We start from the raw sequence: 15,838 nt of genomic DNA, 5'->3' as shown, positions 1-15,838 counted from the left end.
GGAATTCGGGTCTGGCGTTTTGTGGTTTTTCCTCTCCGGGGGATGTTTCGCCCGGTTCACTCGGCGCGTTTGAACAGCATGTTGAAGGCCCGCGTCTCGCCGAGGCGCAGCGCGTCGACGCGCCCCGCGGCATCGCGCTGGAATTTCAGCACCAGCTCGGGCGCGACCGGCTTGGCATCGCCGGTGAAGACGTCGCGATACGCGGCTTCGAGCGGCTGGCCGTGCCAGCGCGGACCGCTGAACGTCAGCCGCGCGCCCTCCGCGGTCACGGTGACGCACGCGTCATTGTCGACGCTGCAGTAACGCCCGGCGTAAGCCGCAAGATCGCTCACCGGCGGCGCCGCGCGATCGGCGGGAAGCCGCTCGCCCTCGCGCGTTTCGCGGATCAGCGCATCGCCGGCAAAGGCGAACACCGTCTCGCGTTGCCGCCAGCGCCCTGCGCCCACCGGCACCAGCACGGCGCCGTTGACGGTCAGCCCGCCTTTGCTGTCGGCCGCGACGCGATAGGGGAAGCCGGTCAGCCGATCAGCCCACACGCCCCGGGGCAACGGCCCGCGCGGGGCATAGGGCTTCTCCGCCTTCACCGGCAGATAGAGGTCGGCCACCGCACGCCCGAGCGTCACCGTATCGGCATCGCCGGTGTTGCACAGCAGCGAGACCGCGATCTTTTGCGCCGGATAGCGCGCCATCCACGCGCGATAGCCACCGGTCGAGCCCGAATGGCTCACCTCGAACACACCCTTGTGATCGCCCGACATCAGCGCGAGGCCATAAGCGATCCTGGTGCCGTCCTTGAGCAAGGCCGGCTGCTGCATCTCGGCAACGAAGCCCTTGCCGAAGAAATCGCTGTCGAGCGCCGCCTGCCATTTGACGAGATCGCCCACCGTGGTGAGCAGCCCGCCATTGCCATAAGCGTCCTCGATCACCTGCTCGTTGCGATAGCCCTGCGGCGACGCCTCATAGGCGCCGGTGCGGCCGAGGACGAGGCGGTGGTGATCGTCGCGCCAGCTGGTGTGGGTCATGCCGAGCGGCACGAAAATCCGCTCGCGGGTGAAATCGGCCAGCGACTTGCCCGAGACGCGTGCGACGACGATCGCGGCGAGGTTATAATTGCTGTTGCTGTAGAGATAATGCGTGCGCGGCGCGAAGTTGAGTTCCTTCTGCCGCGCGACCAGCGCGAGCACGTCGTCATTGTCGGCGGTGCGGCTGTTGCGCGGCCAGCCCTCGATCCCCGCGACCGATCCCCAGTCGCGCAGCCCGCTGACGTGGTGGAGCATGTCGCGCAGGGTGATGACCGCGCCGTAATCGGGCAGCTCGGGCAGGTACTTGCGCACATCGTCGTCGAGCGACAATTTCCCCTCGCGCGCGAGGATCAGCAGCGCGGCGGCGGTGAATTGCTTCGAATCCGATCCCGCTTCGTAGATCGAATCGACCGTCGCCGACACGCCCTGCTCGAGATCGGCCATGCCATAAGCGCGCGACACGATCGCCTGCCCGTCGCGCGACACCGCGACCGCGCAGCCCGGCGTATCCTTGCTCGCCCAGCGCGCGAAGATCGCGTCGAGCCGCGCAGTCGCCGCGTCGTCGGCCGCCCGCGCGGGCGCGCTGCCCAGCGCCGCGACGCCGAGCGCTGCAACGACCGGCATCATCTTTATTCCCCGAGCAGCACCCCGCACCCGCTTCCTCCGATTCGCGTCTCACCGTCCCCCCTGGGGACAATCCGATCGGAGCCCGATAATCGGGGTCGCTGTCATCAACCTGTCATCAACGGTGTAAATTTTGCAGGTTTATGTCGCGCGCAGCCCCGAAGGCGGCAGATCATCATCCGCAGCGGGGTTCCTCGGGTCGATCGGGGGAGCCGTGCCAGCGCGCCGAAGCCGTTACGGATAGCAGCCCTGGCTCTCATCCGGGTGCGTCGCGAAATATTGCTTCCGCGCCATTTCGTCGGCCTTGCGATGAGTCCGGCCGGCGAGGAAAAAATGCCGCTTGATCGTGCCCTGCTCTGCCGGCGTGTTAATCGCCTTGGGGTTCTCAGTATATTCGCGCATGAGCGTGCGGCACATCATCGCCTGCATGTCGACACTGACATTGTTCTTGCCGATCCGGCAATTGTCCGCCCGGCCCCTTTCATCGATGTCGAGATAGACGTCGGCCCATTGATCGCCCGTCATGATCTCGCTGGTCTGCCAAGGATAAAGCGCGCCCGGCTTGAGATCGGGGCACGCGGCATATGCAGGCTGGAAAGCAAAGATCAGGCTGAAGCACGCAAGACGAACCGTCGACATCGATCGAGGTTTCATATCCCGCCTCCTCGATTATGCGGACGAAGGCTATCATCTGCGCAATCTCGACGCCAAGCGGCAAGCGGTGCCATTATGGAGATGACCGGCTTCGAGCGATCGCCGCGCCGGACAAGGCGGCGCCCCCGTTGGCGCGACCGGCTCGTCCCACATCGAGCCAGCCGCGCCTCCCTCCGGGGTTCAAGGAAGGGGTCAGGCGCCCCCCGACGCCTGACTTCATAACCTTGCAACGCCGCGCCGCGCCGCGCTTTGATCTGCGTCAAACGAAACGCGATCTTAAAAAAATTGGTTACATTTGCGGCAACGATCGCCCGAACGGTTGAACAGATTCTGCATGTATCGTATTCGGTATACTATAGTTCCTGCTTCGGAGCATCGACATGACCAACGGCATCGGCGGCTCGACCGCCGCTCGCGAACTGGAGACTCTGTCGCTCTGGGCCGATGCGGCCCCGTCGATCAGCGGCGCGGAGCGTGAACAGCGGCTGGAAAAGGCGCGGCGGCTGATGCGCGAGAACCGCGCCGACGCGCTGCTGATCGGGGCGGGCGCGTCGCTGCGCTATTTCGCCGGCGTCCCCTGGGGGGCGAGCGAGCGGCTGGTGGCGATGCTGTTGCCGCAAACCGGGCGACCGATCGTGATCGCGCCGCGCTTCGAGCAGGGCACGCTGGAGGCCGATCTGTCGATCGACGCCGATCTGCGCTTGTGGGAGGAGGACGAGAGCCCGTCGGCGCTGGTCGCCGCCGCGCTGCACGAGACCGGCGCGACGCGGCTCGCGGTCGATCCGGCGATGGCGCTGCTGTTCGTCGAGCGACTGCGCGCCGTGGCGCCGTCGCTCGACCTCGTCGAGGCGAGCGCGATCGTCGACGGCTGCCGCATGTACAAATCGGCCGCCGAACTGGCGCTGATGCAGCAAGCCAAGTCGATGACGCTCGAGGTGCAACGCCGCGCCGCGCGCATCCTCCACCCCGGCATCCGCGCGAGCGAGGTGGCGCGCTTTCTGGATCAGGCGCATCGTGCGATCGGCGCGCCGGGCGGCAACGGCTTCGTCATCGTCCAGTTCGGCCGCGCCAGCGCCTTTCCGCACGGTCTGCCCGGCGACGCGGAGTTACGCGAAGGCGATGTCGTGCTGATCGATACCGGCTGCGTGATCGAGGGCTATCATTCCGACATCACCCGCACTTATGTCTTCGGCGAGCCGAGCGCCGAGCAACGCCGCATCTGGGCGCTGGAGCAGGAGGCGCAGGCCGCGGCATTCAACGCCGCGCGGATCGACGTGCCGTGCGAGACGGTCGATCATGCCGCGCGCGCGGTGCTGGAGCGCGCCGGGCTCGGCCCTGATTACCGGTTGCCCGGCCTGCCGCACCGCACCGGCCACGGGATCGGGCTGTCGATCCACGAACCCGCCTATCTGGTGCGCGGCGACAAGACCCCGCTCGCCCCGGGGATGTGCTTTTCCAACGAGCCGATGATCGTCGTCCCCGACAGCTTCGGCGTGCGGCTGGAGGATCATTTCTACATGACCGAAGCCGGCCCGCGCTGGTTTACCCAGCCGTCGCCGTCGATCGATCGCCCGTTCGGTTAGGGCACAGCGGGCACGATAAGACCGTTCGCCCTAAGCCTGTCGAAGGGCGTCCTGTCATTCGAGAGCGGGGGCCGCCCTTCGACAGGCTCAGGGCGAACGGGATGATTGTGGCGGGGAGTTACGCCGCTTGCGCGGCGAACTGCACCTTGAGATCGTCGAGCGTCGCCTGGATATGCTGGCGCAGCAGCGCTTCGAGCTTGTCCCCCTGCCCGGCCAGAAAGGCATCGAGCAGCATACGATGCTCCTTGTGCGCGCGCGATTCGCGCCCCGCCGGCTCGAGATGCGCGACGACATAGCGTTCGGCGATCACCGACAGCCGCTCGACCAATTGCGTCGTCAGCAATCGCCCGCCGGGGCGCACCAGCGCGACATGGAAATCGCGGTTGCACACCGCGACCTCGGCGAGCTTGCTGTTCGCGGCATTGTCGAGCGCCTCGAACGCCTCCACCGCCGCGGCGCGCGCCGCATCGTCGGCGCGCGACGCGGCATAAGCCGCCGCCGCCGGCTCGACCGCGAGGCGCAGCGCGTAGATTTCGTCGACTTCCTCCATCGACATCGGACGGACGAAATAGCCGCGATTGGCGTGGCTGGAGAGCAGCCCCTCCTGTTCGAGCCGCGCCAGCGCCTCGCGCAGCGGGATCTTGCTCACCCCCAGTTCGGCGGCAAGCGCATCCTGCCGGATCGGCAACCCGGTGGGCAGGGTGCCGTCCACGATCCGCTCGCGCACCACTTCGAAGACGCGCTCCGAAAGCGTGCGGACGACGATGCTCATCCCAATTTCCTCCGGGAAGGTGACGCGACTAGCGCGTCACTTGACCTGAAAGCCATTCCAGAAACGATCATCGCGATCAATCCAGATCGTATTGAATCCGGTGGCGATCGCGCTTCCCTCGATCGAGGGGATGATCGCCGGCCGGTCGTCCAATATGATCGCGGCCTCAACCCGGCCGATGAAGCGGCTGCCGATATAGCTTTCGTGGACGAAGCGATCGCCGACCTTGAGCCGCCCGCGATCGGCGAGATGTGCCAGCCGCGCCGAGGTGCCGGTGCCGCACGGGCTGCGATCGATCGCCTTGTCGCCGTAGAACACCGCGTTGCGCCCGTCGGCGCCGTCGCTTTTGGGCTTGTCCGCCCACAACATATGGCTGACCCCGCGGATCGTGGGGTCGAGCGGGTGGACCGGTTCGACCTTGGCGCGCACCGCCTCGCGAACGCGGCCGCTCAGCTCGATCAGCCGCGCGGCGCCGAGATCGTCGAGCCCGGTATAATTCCCCTGCGGCTCGACGATCGCATAATAATTGCCGCCATAAGCGACATCGATCGTCAGCGTGCCGATCCCGTCGACCTCGACCGTCACGTCGCGCGCGGCGACATAAGAGGGAACGTTGGTGATCTTCACCGACGTCACCCGGTCGCCCGCGGTCTCGTAAGCGATGTCGATCACCCCCGCCGGCACCTCGACCCTGAGCCGCCCGGCAACCGCCGGCTGGATCAGCCCGTGTTCGAGCCCGAAGGTGACGATCCCGATCGTGCCGTGCCCGCACATCGGCAGGCAGCCCGAGGTTTCGATGAACAGGATGCCGATATCGGCATCCTCGCGCGTCGGCGGATAGAGGAACCCGCCCGACATCATGTCATGCCCCCGCGGCTCGAAACACAGCCCGGTGCGGATCCAGTCGAAACGGTTGAGGAAATCCTGCCGCCGTTCGGACATCGAACCGCCCTTGAGCAACGGCGCCCCGCCCGCAACGAGGCGGACGGGGTTGCCGGCGGTATGGCCGTCGATGCAGAAGAAGGTGTGGCGCATGGCCCCTCAGGCGGCGTTGGCGATGCCGAGCGACGGGCGGGTCGCCGCCGCCTTCTCGACCATCGCGATCACCTCCGCACGGCGCGCGCCTTCGAGCACGTAACGCGGCGGGAGGACGCGTTCCGAGCCACGGCCCATCACCTGCTCGGCCAGCTTGATCGACTGGACCAGATCATGCTCGGCATCGAGGTGGAGCAACGGCATGAACCAGCGATAGATTTCCATCGCCTTGGCATGATCGCCGCGCTCGAACGCGCGCACCAGCTCGACCGATTCCTTGGGGAAGGCATTGGTGAGGCCCGACACCCAGCCGCGCGCGCCGAGATACAGTCCCTCAAGCGCGACATCGTCGAGCCCGGCGAACAGCACGAAGCGATCGCCGAAAATATTGCGGAAATCGGTGAAGCGCCGCGTATCAGGCGCCGATTCCTTCACCGCGACGATATTAGGCACGTCGACCAGCGCCGACAGCACATCGCGATCGATCACGGTGCGATAGGCGGGCGGGTTGTTGTAGAGCATGATCGGCAGCCGCGTGCTCGCCGCGACGCCGCGGAAATGCGCGACCAGTTCGTTGGGCTTGGTGACATAGACCATCGGCGGCAACAGCATCAGCCCGTCGGCACCGGCCTTTTCGGCGGCCTGGGCATAGCGCACCGCGCGGCGCAGATCATATTCCGACACCCCGGTGATCACCGGCACACGCCCCGCGACGACCTCGACGATCGCCGAGAGCACCGAGACCTTCTCGTCATATTCGAGCGAATTATTCTCACCGACGGTGCCGAGCGCGATCACCCCGGTCACCCCGTCGCGGATCAGATCGTCCACCACGCGCTGCGTTTCGGGAAGATCGATCGACAGATCTTCGCGAATCTGGGTCGTCACCGCGGGGAATACGCCGCTCCATCCAATCGACATCGCAATCAAACCTCTTTTCAATAATTGGATATCGTATACGATAGTCCTGCCGCTTGTGCAACAGCTTTCGTCGCGCGTCTGGCCGTTCCAATTGGAATCGGGACGATAATGCGATGAAACCGAACGAGAAGGGGAGAGCGAATGGCCGGCGAGACGATCACCCAGCTAAGCGTCGTCGACATGCATACGGCGGGGGAGCCGGTGCGGATCGTGGTGGCGGGCTATCCCGCGCTCGCCGGCGCGACGATCCTCGACAAGCGCCGCGCGGCGCAGGCGCAGCACGATGCGTTGCGCCGCGCGCTGATGTTCGAACCGCGCGGCCATGCCGATATGTACGGCGTCATCCCGGTCGCCCCGACTCATCCCGAGGCGGTATTCGGCGCGCTGTTCACGCACCACGAAGGCTATAGCACGATGTGCGGCCACGCGACGATCGCGCTCGGCAAGTGGCTGGTGGAAAGCGGGCGGGTGGCGGCGACCGAGCCCGAGACGCGCTTCGCGATCGAGCTGCCGTGCGGGTTGGTGCGATTGTGCTGCACAGTGCAGGACGGGCGCGTCGTGCGCACCGCGTTCGACAGCGTCCCCGCCTTTCTCGCGCAGCGCGACGCGGTGATCGAGGTGGCGGGATTCGGCGCAATCACCTGCGACCTTGCCTATGGCGGGGCCTTTTACGCGTTGCTTCCCGCCTCGCGCCTCGGGCTCGATTTCTTCGATACGCCGCTCGACCGGCTGGTCGCGGCGGGCAAGGCGATCACCGAGGCGGGGCGGCGAACGCTCAACATCGTCCACCCCGACGCCGCCGATCTCGGCTTTCTCTACGGGACGATCCTCACCGACGACGCGCCGCCGCCCGCGCCGAGCTACAATCTCTGCGTCTTCGCCGACGGCCAGGTCGATCGCAGCCCGACCGGCAGCGGGGTCACCGCGCGGATGGCCGCGGATCATGCGCGCGGGCTGATCGCGGCGGGGGTCGAACGGTCCTTCTCCGGCCCGACCGGCATCCCCTTCACCGCGACGGCGATCGGCGAGACCAAGGCCGGCACGATCCCCGCGGTGCAGGTGCGCGTCGCCGGGCATGCCAGCTTCACCGGCACCGCGACCTTCACGATCGACCCGGCAGACGCGCTCGGCTTCGGCTTCACGCTCCCCGCAAGCTACGGCGCGCTACGACGCTGATCGCGACGACGGCGGCGCCGGCGATCACCGCGGTCCAGCCGACCGTCGCGAAGGTCTCGACCGCCGTCCCCCCGGCGCTGGCGCGCGCGATCAGCCCGGCGGTGAAATTCCCCGCCGCGGTGGCGAGGAACCAGGTGCCCATCAGCAGCCCCGCCATCTGCGGCGGCGCGAGCCGGGTCATCGCCGCCAGCCCGATCGGCGACAGGCACAATTCGCCCAGGGTGTGAAACAGATAGAGCAGCACGATGAAGATCAGCGGGGTCGGCGCCCCGCCCGCGCCGCGCGCGCCCGCGACGAGGATAAGGAAGCCGAGCCCCAGCAAAGCCAGACCGAGACCGAACTTGGTCAGCACCGAAGGCTCGCGCCCGAGCCGCGCGAGGCGCAGCCACAGCCACGCCATCACCGGGCCGAAGATGATGATATGGATCGCGGTGAGCGACTGGAACACCGCCGCAGGCATCGCGATGCCGAACAGCCGCCGGTCGACGTGCCGCTCGGTATAGACGTTGAGCGACGATCCGGCCTGTTCGTAAAAGGCCCAGAACAGGATCGACAGCAGGATCAGCACGAGCGCAAGGAAGATGCCGTTGCGCTCGGCCCTGGGTAGCCGGACCACCGCGGTGAACAGGATATAGCCGACGACGATCGCGCCCCCGGCACCGAGCGCGAGGCCGACGAGCTGCTGATATTGGATCAGCCACCACACCCCCGCCACCCCGACGAGCCCGGCAAGATAGACGCGATATTCGCGGGTGATGCCCCAGCGCCGCTCGCCGAGCCGTGCCCCGGCCGGCGGCCCGCCGCGCCCCATCAGCCAGCGCCGTCCCCACAGGAACACCGCGAGCCCGGCGAGCATCGCCACCCCCGCCGCGCCGAAACCCCAGCGCCACCCGATCGCCTGCCCGAGATAGCCCGCGACGATCGCCCCCAGCGCCGCGCCGCTGTTGATCCCGATATAGAAGATCGTGAACCCCGGATCGCGCCGCACGTCGGCGCGGTCGTAGAGATCGCCGACCAGCACCGAGATATTCGCCTTGAGGAAACCGGTGCCAGTGACGATCAGCGCCAGCGCCGCCCAGAACCAGCCGATCCCGCCCTGCGCGCCCTCCCCCTCGATCGCCAGCAGGATATGGCCGCATGCCAGAAGCACCCCGCCGTAAGCGACCGCCCTGCTCGCCCCGATATAGCGATCGGCAAGATAGCCGCCGATCGCCGGCGCCAGGAATACCAAAGCGGTATAGGAACCGTAGACGACATAGGCGCGGTCTTCGCCGAACCCCCAATGGCCGATCAGATAGAAGATCAGCAGCGCGCGCATCCCGTAATAGGAAAAGCGCTCCCACATCTCGGTGAAGAACAGCACGAACAGCCCGGCGGGGTGGCCGAGCAGCGTCGGTCCGTCCACAGCGGGGACCGCGCCCGGATCCGTCGCGCTCGGGGCTGCTACCGTCATTCTTTCCCTTCCCTCGAATTACGTATACGATATACACATCGATCGCCGGAGCAATCCCGTAACCGACAGGAAGTGTGAATGGACGAGACGATCACCCTCTCGCTCGACGAGGTTCGCGATTTCGCCCGCCGCGTGCTCGCGCGGCTTGGGCTATCGGCGCGCCAGATCGGGCCGGTCGCCGAAACGATCGTCGCGGGGGAACGCGACGAATGCGGCGCCCACGGCATCTATCGCCTGCTCAGCTGCGCGCAGACCATCAGCGCGGGCAAGGTCGCGCTCGATGCCGCACCGATGCTCCATGATACCGCCCCGGCGCTCGCGCGGGTCGACGGGAACCGCGGCTATGCCCAGCTCGCCTTCGAGATCGGGCGCCCGGTGCTGATCGAAAAGGCGCGCGCATGCGGCATCGCCGCGCTGGGGCTCAACAATTGCGTCCATTTCGCCGCTTTATGGCCCGAGGTGGAAGCATTGGCGCGCGCCGGGCTGGTCGCGTTCGCCTTCACCCCCAGCCACGCCTGGGTCGCACCCGCAGGGGGCGCCCGCCCCCTGTTCGGGACCAACCCGATCGCCTTCGCCTGGCCGCGCCCCGCCGCCGACCCCTTCGTGTTCGATTTCGCGACCAGCGCGGTGGCGCGCGGCGAGATCGAGCTTCATCGTCGCGCCGGCAAGCCGATCCCGCTCGGCTGGGGCGTCGACCCCGAGGGCCAGCCGACCACCGATGCCGCGGCGGCGCTGGCGGGCGCGATGCTGACGTTCGGCGGACACAAGGGATCGGCGCTGGCGGCGATGGTCGAGCTGATCGCCGGCCCGCTGATCGGCGACATGACAAGCGCGGAATCGCTCGCCGACGATGAAGGCACGCGCTCCTCGCCGCGCGGCGGCGAACTGATCATCGCGATCGACCCCGCCGGGTTCCTCGGTGCGGCGACGGCCGAGCATCTCGCGCGCGCCGAGCGGATCTTCGACGGTATTCTCGGGCAAGGCGCGCGGTTGCCGTCTCGGCGACGCTATGAAGCGCGGGCGCGGAGTCTGGCGAACGGGGTGACGGTCTCGCGAAAGCTGTACGAGGATATCGCGGCCTATCTCGACTAGCGCCCCGTCCGCGAAGTAGCGACCCATTCGCCCTGAGCTTGTCGAAGGGGCTGCCCTTCTTCCTTGCGAAGAAAAGTGCAGGGCTTCGACAAGCTCAGCCCGAATGGGGAGAGGGCAAATGCATCCCCCGGATCAACCGAAACGCCGCAGATCGAACGGCGCCAAATCCAGCCCCGGCGTCTCCCCCGCGATCAGCGCGGCGATCGCCTCGCCCGTCACCGGCCCGAGCGTCAGCCCGAGATGCTGATGCCCGAAGGCATAGAAGAGATTGGCCGCGCGCGTGCTCGCGCCGATCGCGGGTAGGTAATCCGGCAGCGTCGGGCGCGCGCCGATCCATTCCTCCCCAGGCAGCGCGAAGGGCAGCCCGAGCGCCGCAACATGATCGCGCAGCCGCGCCCATTTGCGCGGGTCCGCCGGGCGCGACACGCGGGAGAATTCGACGATGCTCGCCGCGCGCACATGGCCGCGGAACCGCGTGACGATCATCGAGCGATCCTCGAACACCAACGGCGGCATCTCCGCCGGCCATGTCGTCTCGGCGCTGCGGATATGATAGCCGCGCTCGGCGATCAGCGGCACGTGCAAGCCGAGCGGCGCCAGCAATTCGCCGGCACGCGCGCCGGTCGCGACCAGCACGGCATCGGCGCGCAGCAATGTGCCGTCGGCGAGCCTCACCGCCACCCCCGCGCCCTCGCGCTCCAGCGCAGTTGCAGCCTGAACCCGATGCACCCCGCCCAACGCCGTGAAGCGCCGGTCGAGCGCCGTCGCCAGCTCGCCCAGATCGGCGACCTGCCCGCTGCCGAGGAAGCGGATCGCCCCCGCGGGCCGCAATTTGGTCAGCGCGGCGATCTGCGCCATTTCCGCAGGAGTCACGTCGCGGAAGCGCGCCGCGCCGATATCGGTCGCCGCCCAGGCGGCGCGCCCCGCCGCCGCACTCTGCGGGGTTTCCCAGACGATGAAATGGCCATCCTCGACCAGCAGGTCGGCCGCGCCGGCGTTCGCCACCAGCCGCCGCCACGCCGGCAGCGCCGCCGCGAGCAGCGCGGCCAGCGCCGCCTTCCCGGCATCGAACCGCTTCGGCCGCGCCGCCGCCAGCAGCCGCAGCGAAAAGGGCAGCCACGCCGCAATATCGCGCGCCGGCAGTGCCACCGCCCCGCCCCGGCTGAACAAGCGTCGCGGCAGGCTGCGCACCGTCCGCATGGACGCGAGCGGCTCGACCTGCTCGATCGCGATATGCCCGGCATTGCCCCACGATGCGCCGCGCCGCTCGGTCGCCGGATCGATCAGCGTGCAGGCCATGCCGCGCTCGAGCAACGCGATCGCGCTGCTCATCCCGACGATGCCGCCGCCGATCACCACCGCGCTCCGCGCTGCCGGCCGATTTTTATTTTGCATGGCTAAATATATAACGTATACGATTCATGTACAACGAACGATTGTATCGAGAGAGGCTGGATTGGCACAATTTCTACTTGGCCCGCGAAAGCCTTTTGCCGCGGCCGCCGCGCACCGCGAGGGGGAGCAGCTCCGCAAGACGTTGAGCTGGCCGCATCTGATCGCGCTCGGCGTCGGGGCGATCGTCGGCACCGGTATCTACACGCTCACCGGGGTCGGCGCTGACCGCGCCGGCCCCGCGGTGATCCTCGCCTTCGTCATCGCCGGCGCGGTGTGCGCCTGCGCCGCGCTCGCTTATGCCGAGCTGGCAACGCTGATTCCCACCGCCGGCAGTGCCTATACCTATTCCTATTCGGTGATGGGCGAGACGGTCGCATGGATCGTCGGCTGGAGCCTGATCCTCGAATATTCGCTCGCGTGCAGCACCGTCGCTGTCGGCTGGTCGGGCTATCTCGTCGGCTGGATCGAGTCCGCCGGAATCCATCTCCCCCCGATCATCCTCGGCGGCCCGCATGCCGGCGGCCTCATCAACCTGCCCGCCGCGCTCGTCGCGCTGGCGGTCGCCGGGCTGCTGATGGCGGGGACGCGCGAGAGCGCGACGCTCAATATCGTGCTGGTGGTGATCAAGCTCAGCGCGCTGGCGGCATTCGTCCTGCTCGCGCTGCCGGCGTTCAACGCGGGCAATATGGAGCCGTTCATGCCCTATGGTTTCGCCAGCGGGGTCGATGCCGCGGGCAAGACGCGCGGGGTGATGGCGGCGGCGGCGATCGTGTTCTTCGCCTTCTACGGCTTCGATGCGGTGGCCACGTCGGCGGAGGAGGCCAAGAATCCGTCGCGCGATCTGAAGATCGGGATCATCGGGTCGATGGCGGTGTGCACCCTGATCTACATCCTCGTCGCGGTCGCCGCGGTCGGCGCGGTCAATCATGCCGCGGTCGGCGCCTCGTCGGAGCCGCTGGCCTTCGTGCTGCGCACGCTCCACCACCCGTTCGCCGCCTGGGCGATCGCGCTTGCCGCGCTGGTCGCTCTCCCATCGGTCATCCTGGTGATGATGTACGGCCAGAGCCGGATCTTCTTCGTCATGGCGCGCGACGGCCTGCTCCCGCGCAAGCTCAGCCTCGTCTCGGCGCGCACCGGATCGCCGATGCTGATCACCGGGCTGACCGGATTGTTCGTCGCCGGGGTGGCGGGCTTCTTCAAGCTCGACGAGATCGCCGAGCTGGCCAATGCCGGCACGCTCCTCGCGTTCATCTCGGTCGCCGCCTGCATGATGATCCTGCGCAAGCGCGCGCCCGAGCTGCCGCGGGTGTTCGCCTGCCCCCAGCCCTATGTCGTCGGCACGCTCGCGATCCTCGGCTGCGCCTATCTCATCACCAGCCTGCCGACGCATACGATCACGCGCTTCATCGGCTGGAACGTGATCGGAATCCTGATCTATTTCGTTTATGGTCGCCAGCGCAGCACCGCCGGGCAGGCGACGCGCGCAAGCTCGTGACGCGGCATCCGGCAGTCGATTTAAGTTTACGCCGGCCCTTCCGCTGAGGCGATGCCCGAGCCATGCTTATCCGGCGAAGGATTTTTTCCGAACCGGGGCAAGGAAACAGGGCATGAAGCGATTCTTTCTCTCCACCACGATGCTGATCGCGGGCATCGCGGCGCTGGGCAGCGCCTCGATCGCGCAGGATCACGACGAATGGGTGGCGGGGGGCGCGACCGGCGCGACGCCGGGGCCGGCCGGGCAATATGTGCCGGCGCCGGCGCGCAGCCCCGCGGAAAGCGTCGGGCCGTTTCGCAAATTGGTGATCCGCGGCGTCACGCTGATCGACGGCACCGGCGCCCCGCCGCGCGGGCCGATGGATATTGTGATCGAGGGCAATCGCATCACCGCCGTGATCCAGGCGGGCTGGCCCGGGCTGCCGATGAAAGCACAGCGCGAGCCGCGCGATGCCGATTACGAGCTCGACGCGACCGGCATGTACGCGCTGCCCGGGTTCGTCGACACCCATGTCCACGCCCCCGCCGCGGACAAGGCGCCCGACATGAGCTACGCCTATAAATTGTGGCTCGCGCACGGCGTCACCACGGTGCGCGGGGTGCCGCTGGCGCCTCCCGACATCGCCGGTTCGGAGAAGGATCGCTCGGCGGCGAACCAGATCGCGGCGCCGCGCATCTTCAATTATCAGACGCTCGGTGCGGGCTGGGCCGGCGGGGCGGTCGATTCACCCGACAAGGCGCGCGCCTGGGTGCGCTGGGCCGCGACGCACAACATCGACGGAATCAAATTCTTCAACCGGCCCGAGGAAACCCCCGCGATCATCGCCGCGGCGATCGACGAAGCGCATAAGAACAAGATGGGCACGCTGGCGCATCTCTCGCAGACCGGGGTCGCCAATTTCAACGCGCGCGACGCGGGCGACGCGCATCTCGACACCGTGACGCATTTCTACGGGCATCACGAAGCACTGCTGAGGGGCGCGACGATCCAGCAATTTCCGCTCGATTACAATTACAACAACGAACAGCATCGCTTCGGCGACATCGCCGAGATCTGGAACGAGGTCTATCCGCCCGAATCGCCCGAGTGGATGGACTATCTCCACCACCAGAAGGACAATGGCGTCATCTTCAACCCGACGTTCAATATCTATGCTGCGTCGCGCGATCTGATGCGCGCGCGCAATGCGGATTGGCACAACCGTTATACCACGCCGCAGCTGTGGAATTACTTCCAGTCGACGCGCGACAACCACGGCTCCTATTTCTACGACTGGACGACCGAGAATGAATTCGCCTGGAAGCGCTTCTATGCGAATTTCTTCAAGCTAATGAACGATTACAAGAATATCGGCGGTCGGGTCACGGTGGGCACCGATTCCGGGTTCATCTTCAAGACCTATGGCTTCGCTTATGTCGAGGAGCTCGAGCTGTTCCGCGAGGCGGGCTTCACCCCGCTCGAGATCGTGCGCTCGGCGACGATGTGGAGCGCCGACGAATTGTGGCGCCACAAGGGCGTGCCCGCGCCGGTCGGCGTGGTGCGGCCCGGGATGCTGGCGGATCTGGTGATCGTGAAGGAAAATCCGCTCGCCAATCTGAAGACGCTCTACGGCACCGGGCATTGGCGGCTGAACCCCGCGACCAACAAGCAGGAGCTGGTCGGCGGGGTCAGTTATACCGTGAAGGACGGGATCGTCTTCGACGCGCGCAAGCTGCTCGCCGAGGTCGCCGATATGGTGGCGGCGGAAAAGACGCGGCTCGGCCAGCCGGGCGCGGCGCCCCCCAATCCGGGCACCGGGCAATGATGATGCGCTCGACCGGCGCTTGGTCTTGACGGGGACGGCGATGATCGAACTCTATCATTGCGTCGATGCGCGGTCGTTCCGCGCCTTATGGGCGTTGGAGGAAATGGGGTTGGCCTATCGCCTCCACCTCCTCCCCTTCCCGCCCCGCCTGTTTCAGCCGGACTATCTCGAGGTGAACCCGCTCGGGACGATCCCGCTGATGATCGACGGCGCGGTGCGGATGACCGAATCGGCGGCGATTCCCCAGTATCTGGCGACGCGATACGGGCCCACGGCGCTCGCGGTTCGCCCGGACGAGGCAGATTACGGGCTATGGCTGGACTGGCTGCACCGCAGCGAGGCGACGCTGACCTTCCCGCAGACGATCGTCCTCCGCTACACCCGGCTGGAACCCAAAGAGCGGCGAGTGGCGCAGGCGGCGGACGATTATACGCAATGGTTTCTGTCACGGCTGCGCCACCTCACCCGCACGCTGGCGGATCGTGAATGGCTATGCGCGGGGCGGTTCACGATGGCGGATCTGTGCGTGGGGTACGCGCTGCTGCTGGCGCGCGCGCTCGACCTCGGGCACAAATTCAGTCCGGAGATTGCGGCTTATTGGGAACGGCTGTCGGCGAGGCCGGCGTTCCTGGCGGCACAGGCCGCGCAAGGTTCCGCTGGTCGCGGCTTTTGAGTGGCGCCCAAGAACGCAACAACCCCCGCCGTGGGTACGGCGGGGGTAGTTATGGGATCGATGGTTGCGGGGACAGGATTTGAACCTGTGACCTTCAGGTTATGAGCCTGACGAGCTACCGGGCTGCTCCACCCCGCGT

13 protein-coding genes and 1 tRNA gene are annotated in these 15,838 nt (G+C 67.2%); 6 read left to right on the top strand and 8 right to left on the bottom strand.

The genetic code is table 11. The features are described from left to right. Positions 1-56: 56 nt before the first annotated feature. Together NED98_RS20320 and NED98_RS20315 are read right to left on the bottom strand one after the other, a co-directional pair. Positions 57-1,646, bottom strand: a complete 1,590-nt coding sequence (locus NED98_RS20320; RefSeq protein WP_265314243.1) for a serine hydrolase domain-containing protein — start codon at positions 1,644-1,646, stop codon at positions 57-59. Between the two features lie 234 nt (positions 1,647-1,880). Beyond that, on the bottom strand, positions 1,881-2,300 hold the full coding sequence (locus NED98_RS20315; RefSeq protein WP_179512658.1) for a hypothetical protein: 420 nt from the start codon (positions 2,298-2,300) through the stop codon (positions 1,881-1,883). Between the two features lie 380 nt (positions 2,301-2,680). Here NED98_RS20315 and NED98_RS20310 point away from each other — a divergent pair, with 380 nt between their 5' ends. Continuing rightward, positions 2,681-3,883: a M24 family metallopeptidase gene (locus NED98_RS20310; protein WP_265314242.1), complete on the top strand. Its 1,203-nt coding sequence runs from the start codon at positions 2,681-2,683 to the stop codon at positions 3,881-3,883. Positions 3,884-4,001: 118 nt separating this feature from the next. Here NED98_RS20310 and NED98_RS20305 read toward each other — a convergent pair whose 3' ends face one another. The 3 genes from NED98_RS20305 to NED98_RS20295 are packed head-to-tail and all read right to left on the bottom strand — an operon-like array spanning position 4,002 to position 6,611. Next, a complete protein-coding gene (locus NED98_RS20305; RefSeq protein ID WP_179512660.1) occupies positions 4,002-4,655 on the bottom strand; it encodes a GntR family transcriptional regulator in 654 nt (217 codons plus the stop codon). Between the two features lie 36 nt (positions 4,656-4,691). Beyond that, entirely contained in the window at positions 4,692-5,690 is a 999-nt protein-coding gene (locus NED98_RS20300) for a 4-hydroxyproline epimerase (RefSeq protein ID WP_265314240.1), read from the bottom strand. A gap of 6 nt (positions 5,691-5,696) precedes the next feature. After that, the gene (locus NED98_RS20295; protein WP_265314239.1) at positions 5,697-6,611 is read right to left on the bottom strand and encodes a dihydrodipicolinate synthase family protein; all 915 of its coding nucleotides are present in this window, start codon (positions 6,609-6,611) and stop codon (positions 5,697-5,699) included. A gap of 141 nt (positions 6,612-6,752) precedes the next feature. On the opposite strand from NED98_RS20295, the gene NED98_RS20290 reads away from it, so the two are divergent. Further along, on the top strand, positions 6,753-7,787 hold the full coding sequence (locus tag NED98_RS20290) for a proline racemase family protein (RefSeq protein WP_265314238.1): 1,035 nt from the start codon (positions 6,753-6,755) through the stop codon (positions 7,785-7,787). Here the strand turns inward: NED98_RS20290 and NED98_RS20285 are convergent. Further along, positions 7,750-9,240 carry a peptide MFS transporter gene (locus NED98_RS20285; protein WP_265314237.1) on the bottom strand — a complete coding sequence of 497 codons (1,491 nt, stop codon included), beginning with the start codon at positions 9,238-9,240 and terminating at the stop codon, positions 7,750-7,752. The two genes, NED98_RS20290 and NED98_RS20285, sit on opposite strands and share 38 nt — an antisense overlap. 78 nt (positions 9,241-9,318) lie before the next feature. On the opposite strand from NED98_RS20285, the gene NED98_RS20280 reads away from it, so the two are divergent. After that, entirely contained in the window at positions 9,319-10,332 is a 1,014-nt protein-coding gene (locus NED98_RS20280; RefSeq protein ID WP_265314235.1) for an Ldh family oxidoreductase, read from the top strand. Between the two features lie 132 nt (positions 10,333-10,464). On the opposite strand, the gene NED98_RS20275 is transcribed toward NED98_RS20280, so the two are convergent. Next, a complete protein-coding gene (locus NED98_RS20275) occupies positions 10,465-11,727 on the bottom strand; it encodes an NAD(P)/FAD-dependent oxidoreductase (protein ID WP_179512665.1) in 1,263 nt (420 codons plus the stop codon). Positions 11,728-11,788: 61 nt separating this feature from the next. Here NED98_RS20275 and NED98_RS20270 point away from each other — a divergent pair, with 61 nt between their 5' ends. From NED98_RS20270 to NED98_RS20260, 3 genes are all read left to right on the top strand, one after another. Beyond that, positions 11,789-13,222: an amino acid permease gene (locus NED98_RS20270; RefSeq protein ID WP_265314234.1), complete on the top strand. Its 1,434-nt coding sequence runs from the start codon at positions 11,789-11,791 to the stop codon at positions 13,220-13,222. A 112-nt stretch (positions 13,223-13,334) separates the two neighbouring features. After that, positions 13,335-15,026 (top strand): amidohydrolase family protein, encoded by a 1,692-nt coding sequence (locus tag NED98_RS20265; RefSeq protein ID WP_265314233.1) that lies wholly within the window; start codon positions 13,335-13,337, stop codon positions 15,024-15,026. 40 nt (positions 15,027-15,066) lie between these two features. After that, positions 15,067-15,699, top strand: a complete 633-nt coding sequence (locus NED98_RS20260; RefSeq protein ID WP_265314232.1) for a glutathione S-transferase family protein — start codon at positions 15,067-15,069, stop codon at positions 15,697-15,699. A gap of 61 nt (positions 15,700-15,760) precedes the next feature. On the opposite strand, the gene NED98_RS20255 is transcribed toward NED98_RS20260, so the two are convergent. Continuing rightward, positions 15,761-15,837: transfer RNA gene (locus tag NED98_RS20255), tRNA-Met, on the bottom strand. Position 15,838: the final 1 nt, after the last annotated feature.

Origin of the sequence: Sphingomonas lycopersici (assembly GCF_026130605.1) — a bacterium.
Taxonomy (GTDB): Bacteria; Pseudomonadota; Alphaproteobacteria; order Sphingomonadales; family Sphingomonadaceae; genus Sphingomonas; species Sphingomonas lycopersici.
The sequence above is the reverse complement of the archived record's forward strand: the minus strand, read 5'-3'. Positions and strand labels throughout refer to the sequence as shown.

Bases quoted from the DNA above. Each gene is read 5' to 3' on its own strand.
- NED98_RS20315 (WP_179512658.1), bottom strand. From the start codon at position 2,300: ATGAAACCTCGATCGATGTCGACGGTTCGTCTTGCGTGCTTCAGCCTG.
- NED98_RS20280 (WP_265314235.1), top strand. From the start codon at position 9,319: ATGGACGAGACGATCACCCTCTCGCTCGACGAGGTTCGCGATTTCGCC.
- NED98_RS20260 (WP_265314232.1), top strand. From the start codon at position 15,067: ATGATCGAACTCTATCATTGCGTCGATGCGCGGTCGTTCCGCGCCTTA.
- NED98_RS20290 (WP_265314238.1), top strand. From the start codon at position 6,753: ATGGCCGGCGAGACGATCACCCAGCTAAGCGTCGTCGACATGCATACG.
- NED98_RS20265 (WP_265314233.1), top strand. From the start codon at position 13,335: ATGAAGCGATTCTTTCTCTCCACCACGATGCTGATCGCGGGCATCGCG.
- NED98_RS20275 (WP_179512665.1), bottom strand. From the start codon at position 11,727: ATGCAAAATAAAAATCGGCCGGCAGCGCGGAGCGCGGTGGTGATCGGC.
- NED98_RS20300 (WP_265314240.1), bottom strand. From the start codon at position 5,690: ATGCGCCACACCTTCTTCTGCATCGACGGCCATACCGCCGGCAACCCC.
- NED98_RS20295 (WP_265314239.1), bottom strand. From the start codon at position 6,611: ATGTCGATTGGATGGAGCGGCGTATTCCCCGCGGTGACGACCCAGATT.
- NED98_RS20320 (WP_265314243.1), bottom strand. From the start codon at position 1,646: ATGCCGGTCGTTGCAGCGCTCGGCGTCGCGGCGCTGGGCAGCGCGCCC.
- NED98_RS20305 (WP_179512660.1), bottom strand. From the start codon at position 4,655: ATGAGCATCGTCGTCCGCACGCTTTCGGAGCGCGTCTTCGAAGTGGTG.
- NED98_RS20310 (WP_265314242.1), top strand. From the start codon at position 2,681: ATGACCAACGGCATCGGCGGCTCGACCGCCGCTCGCGAACTGGAGACT.
- NED98_RS20285 (WP_265314237.1), bottom strand. From the start codon at position 9,240: ATGACGGTAGCAGCCCCGAGCGCGACGGATCCGGGCGCGGTCCCCGCT.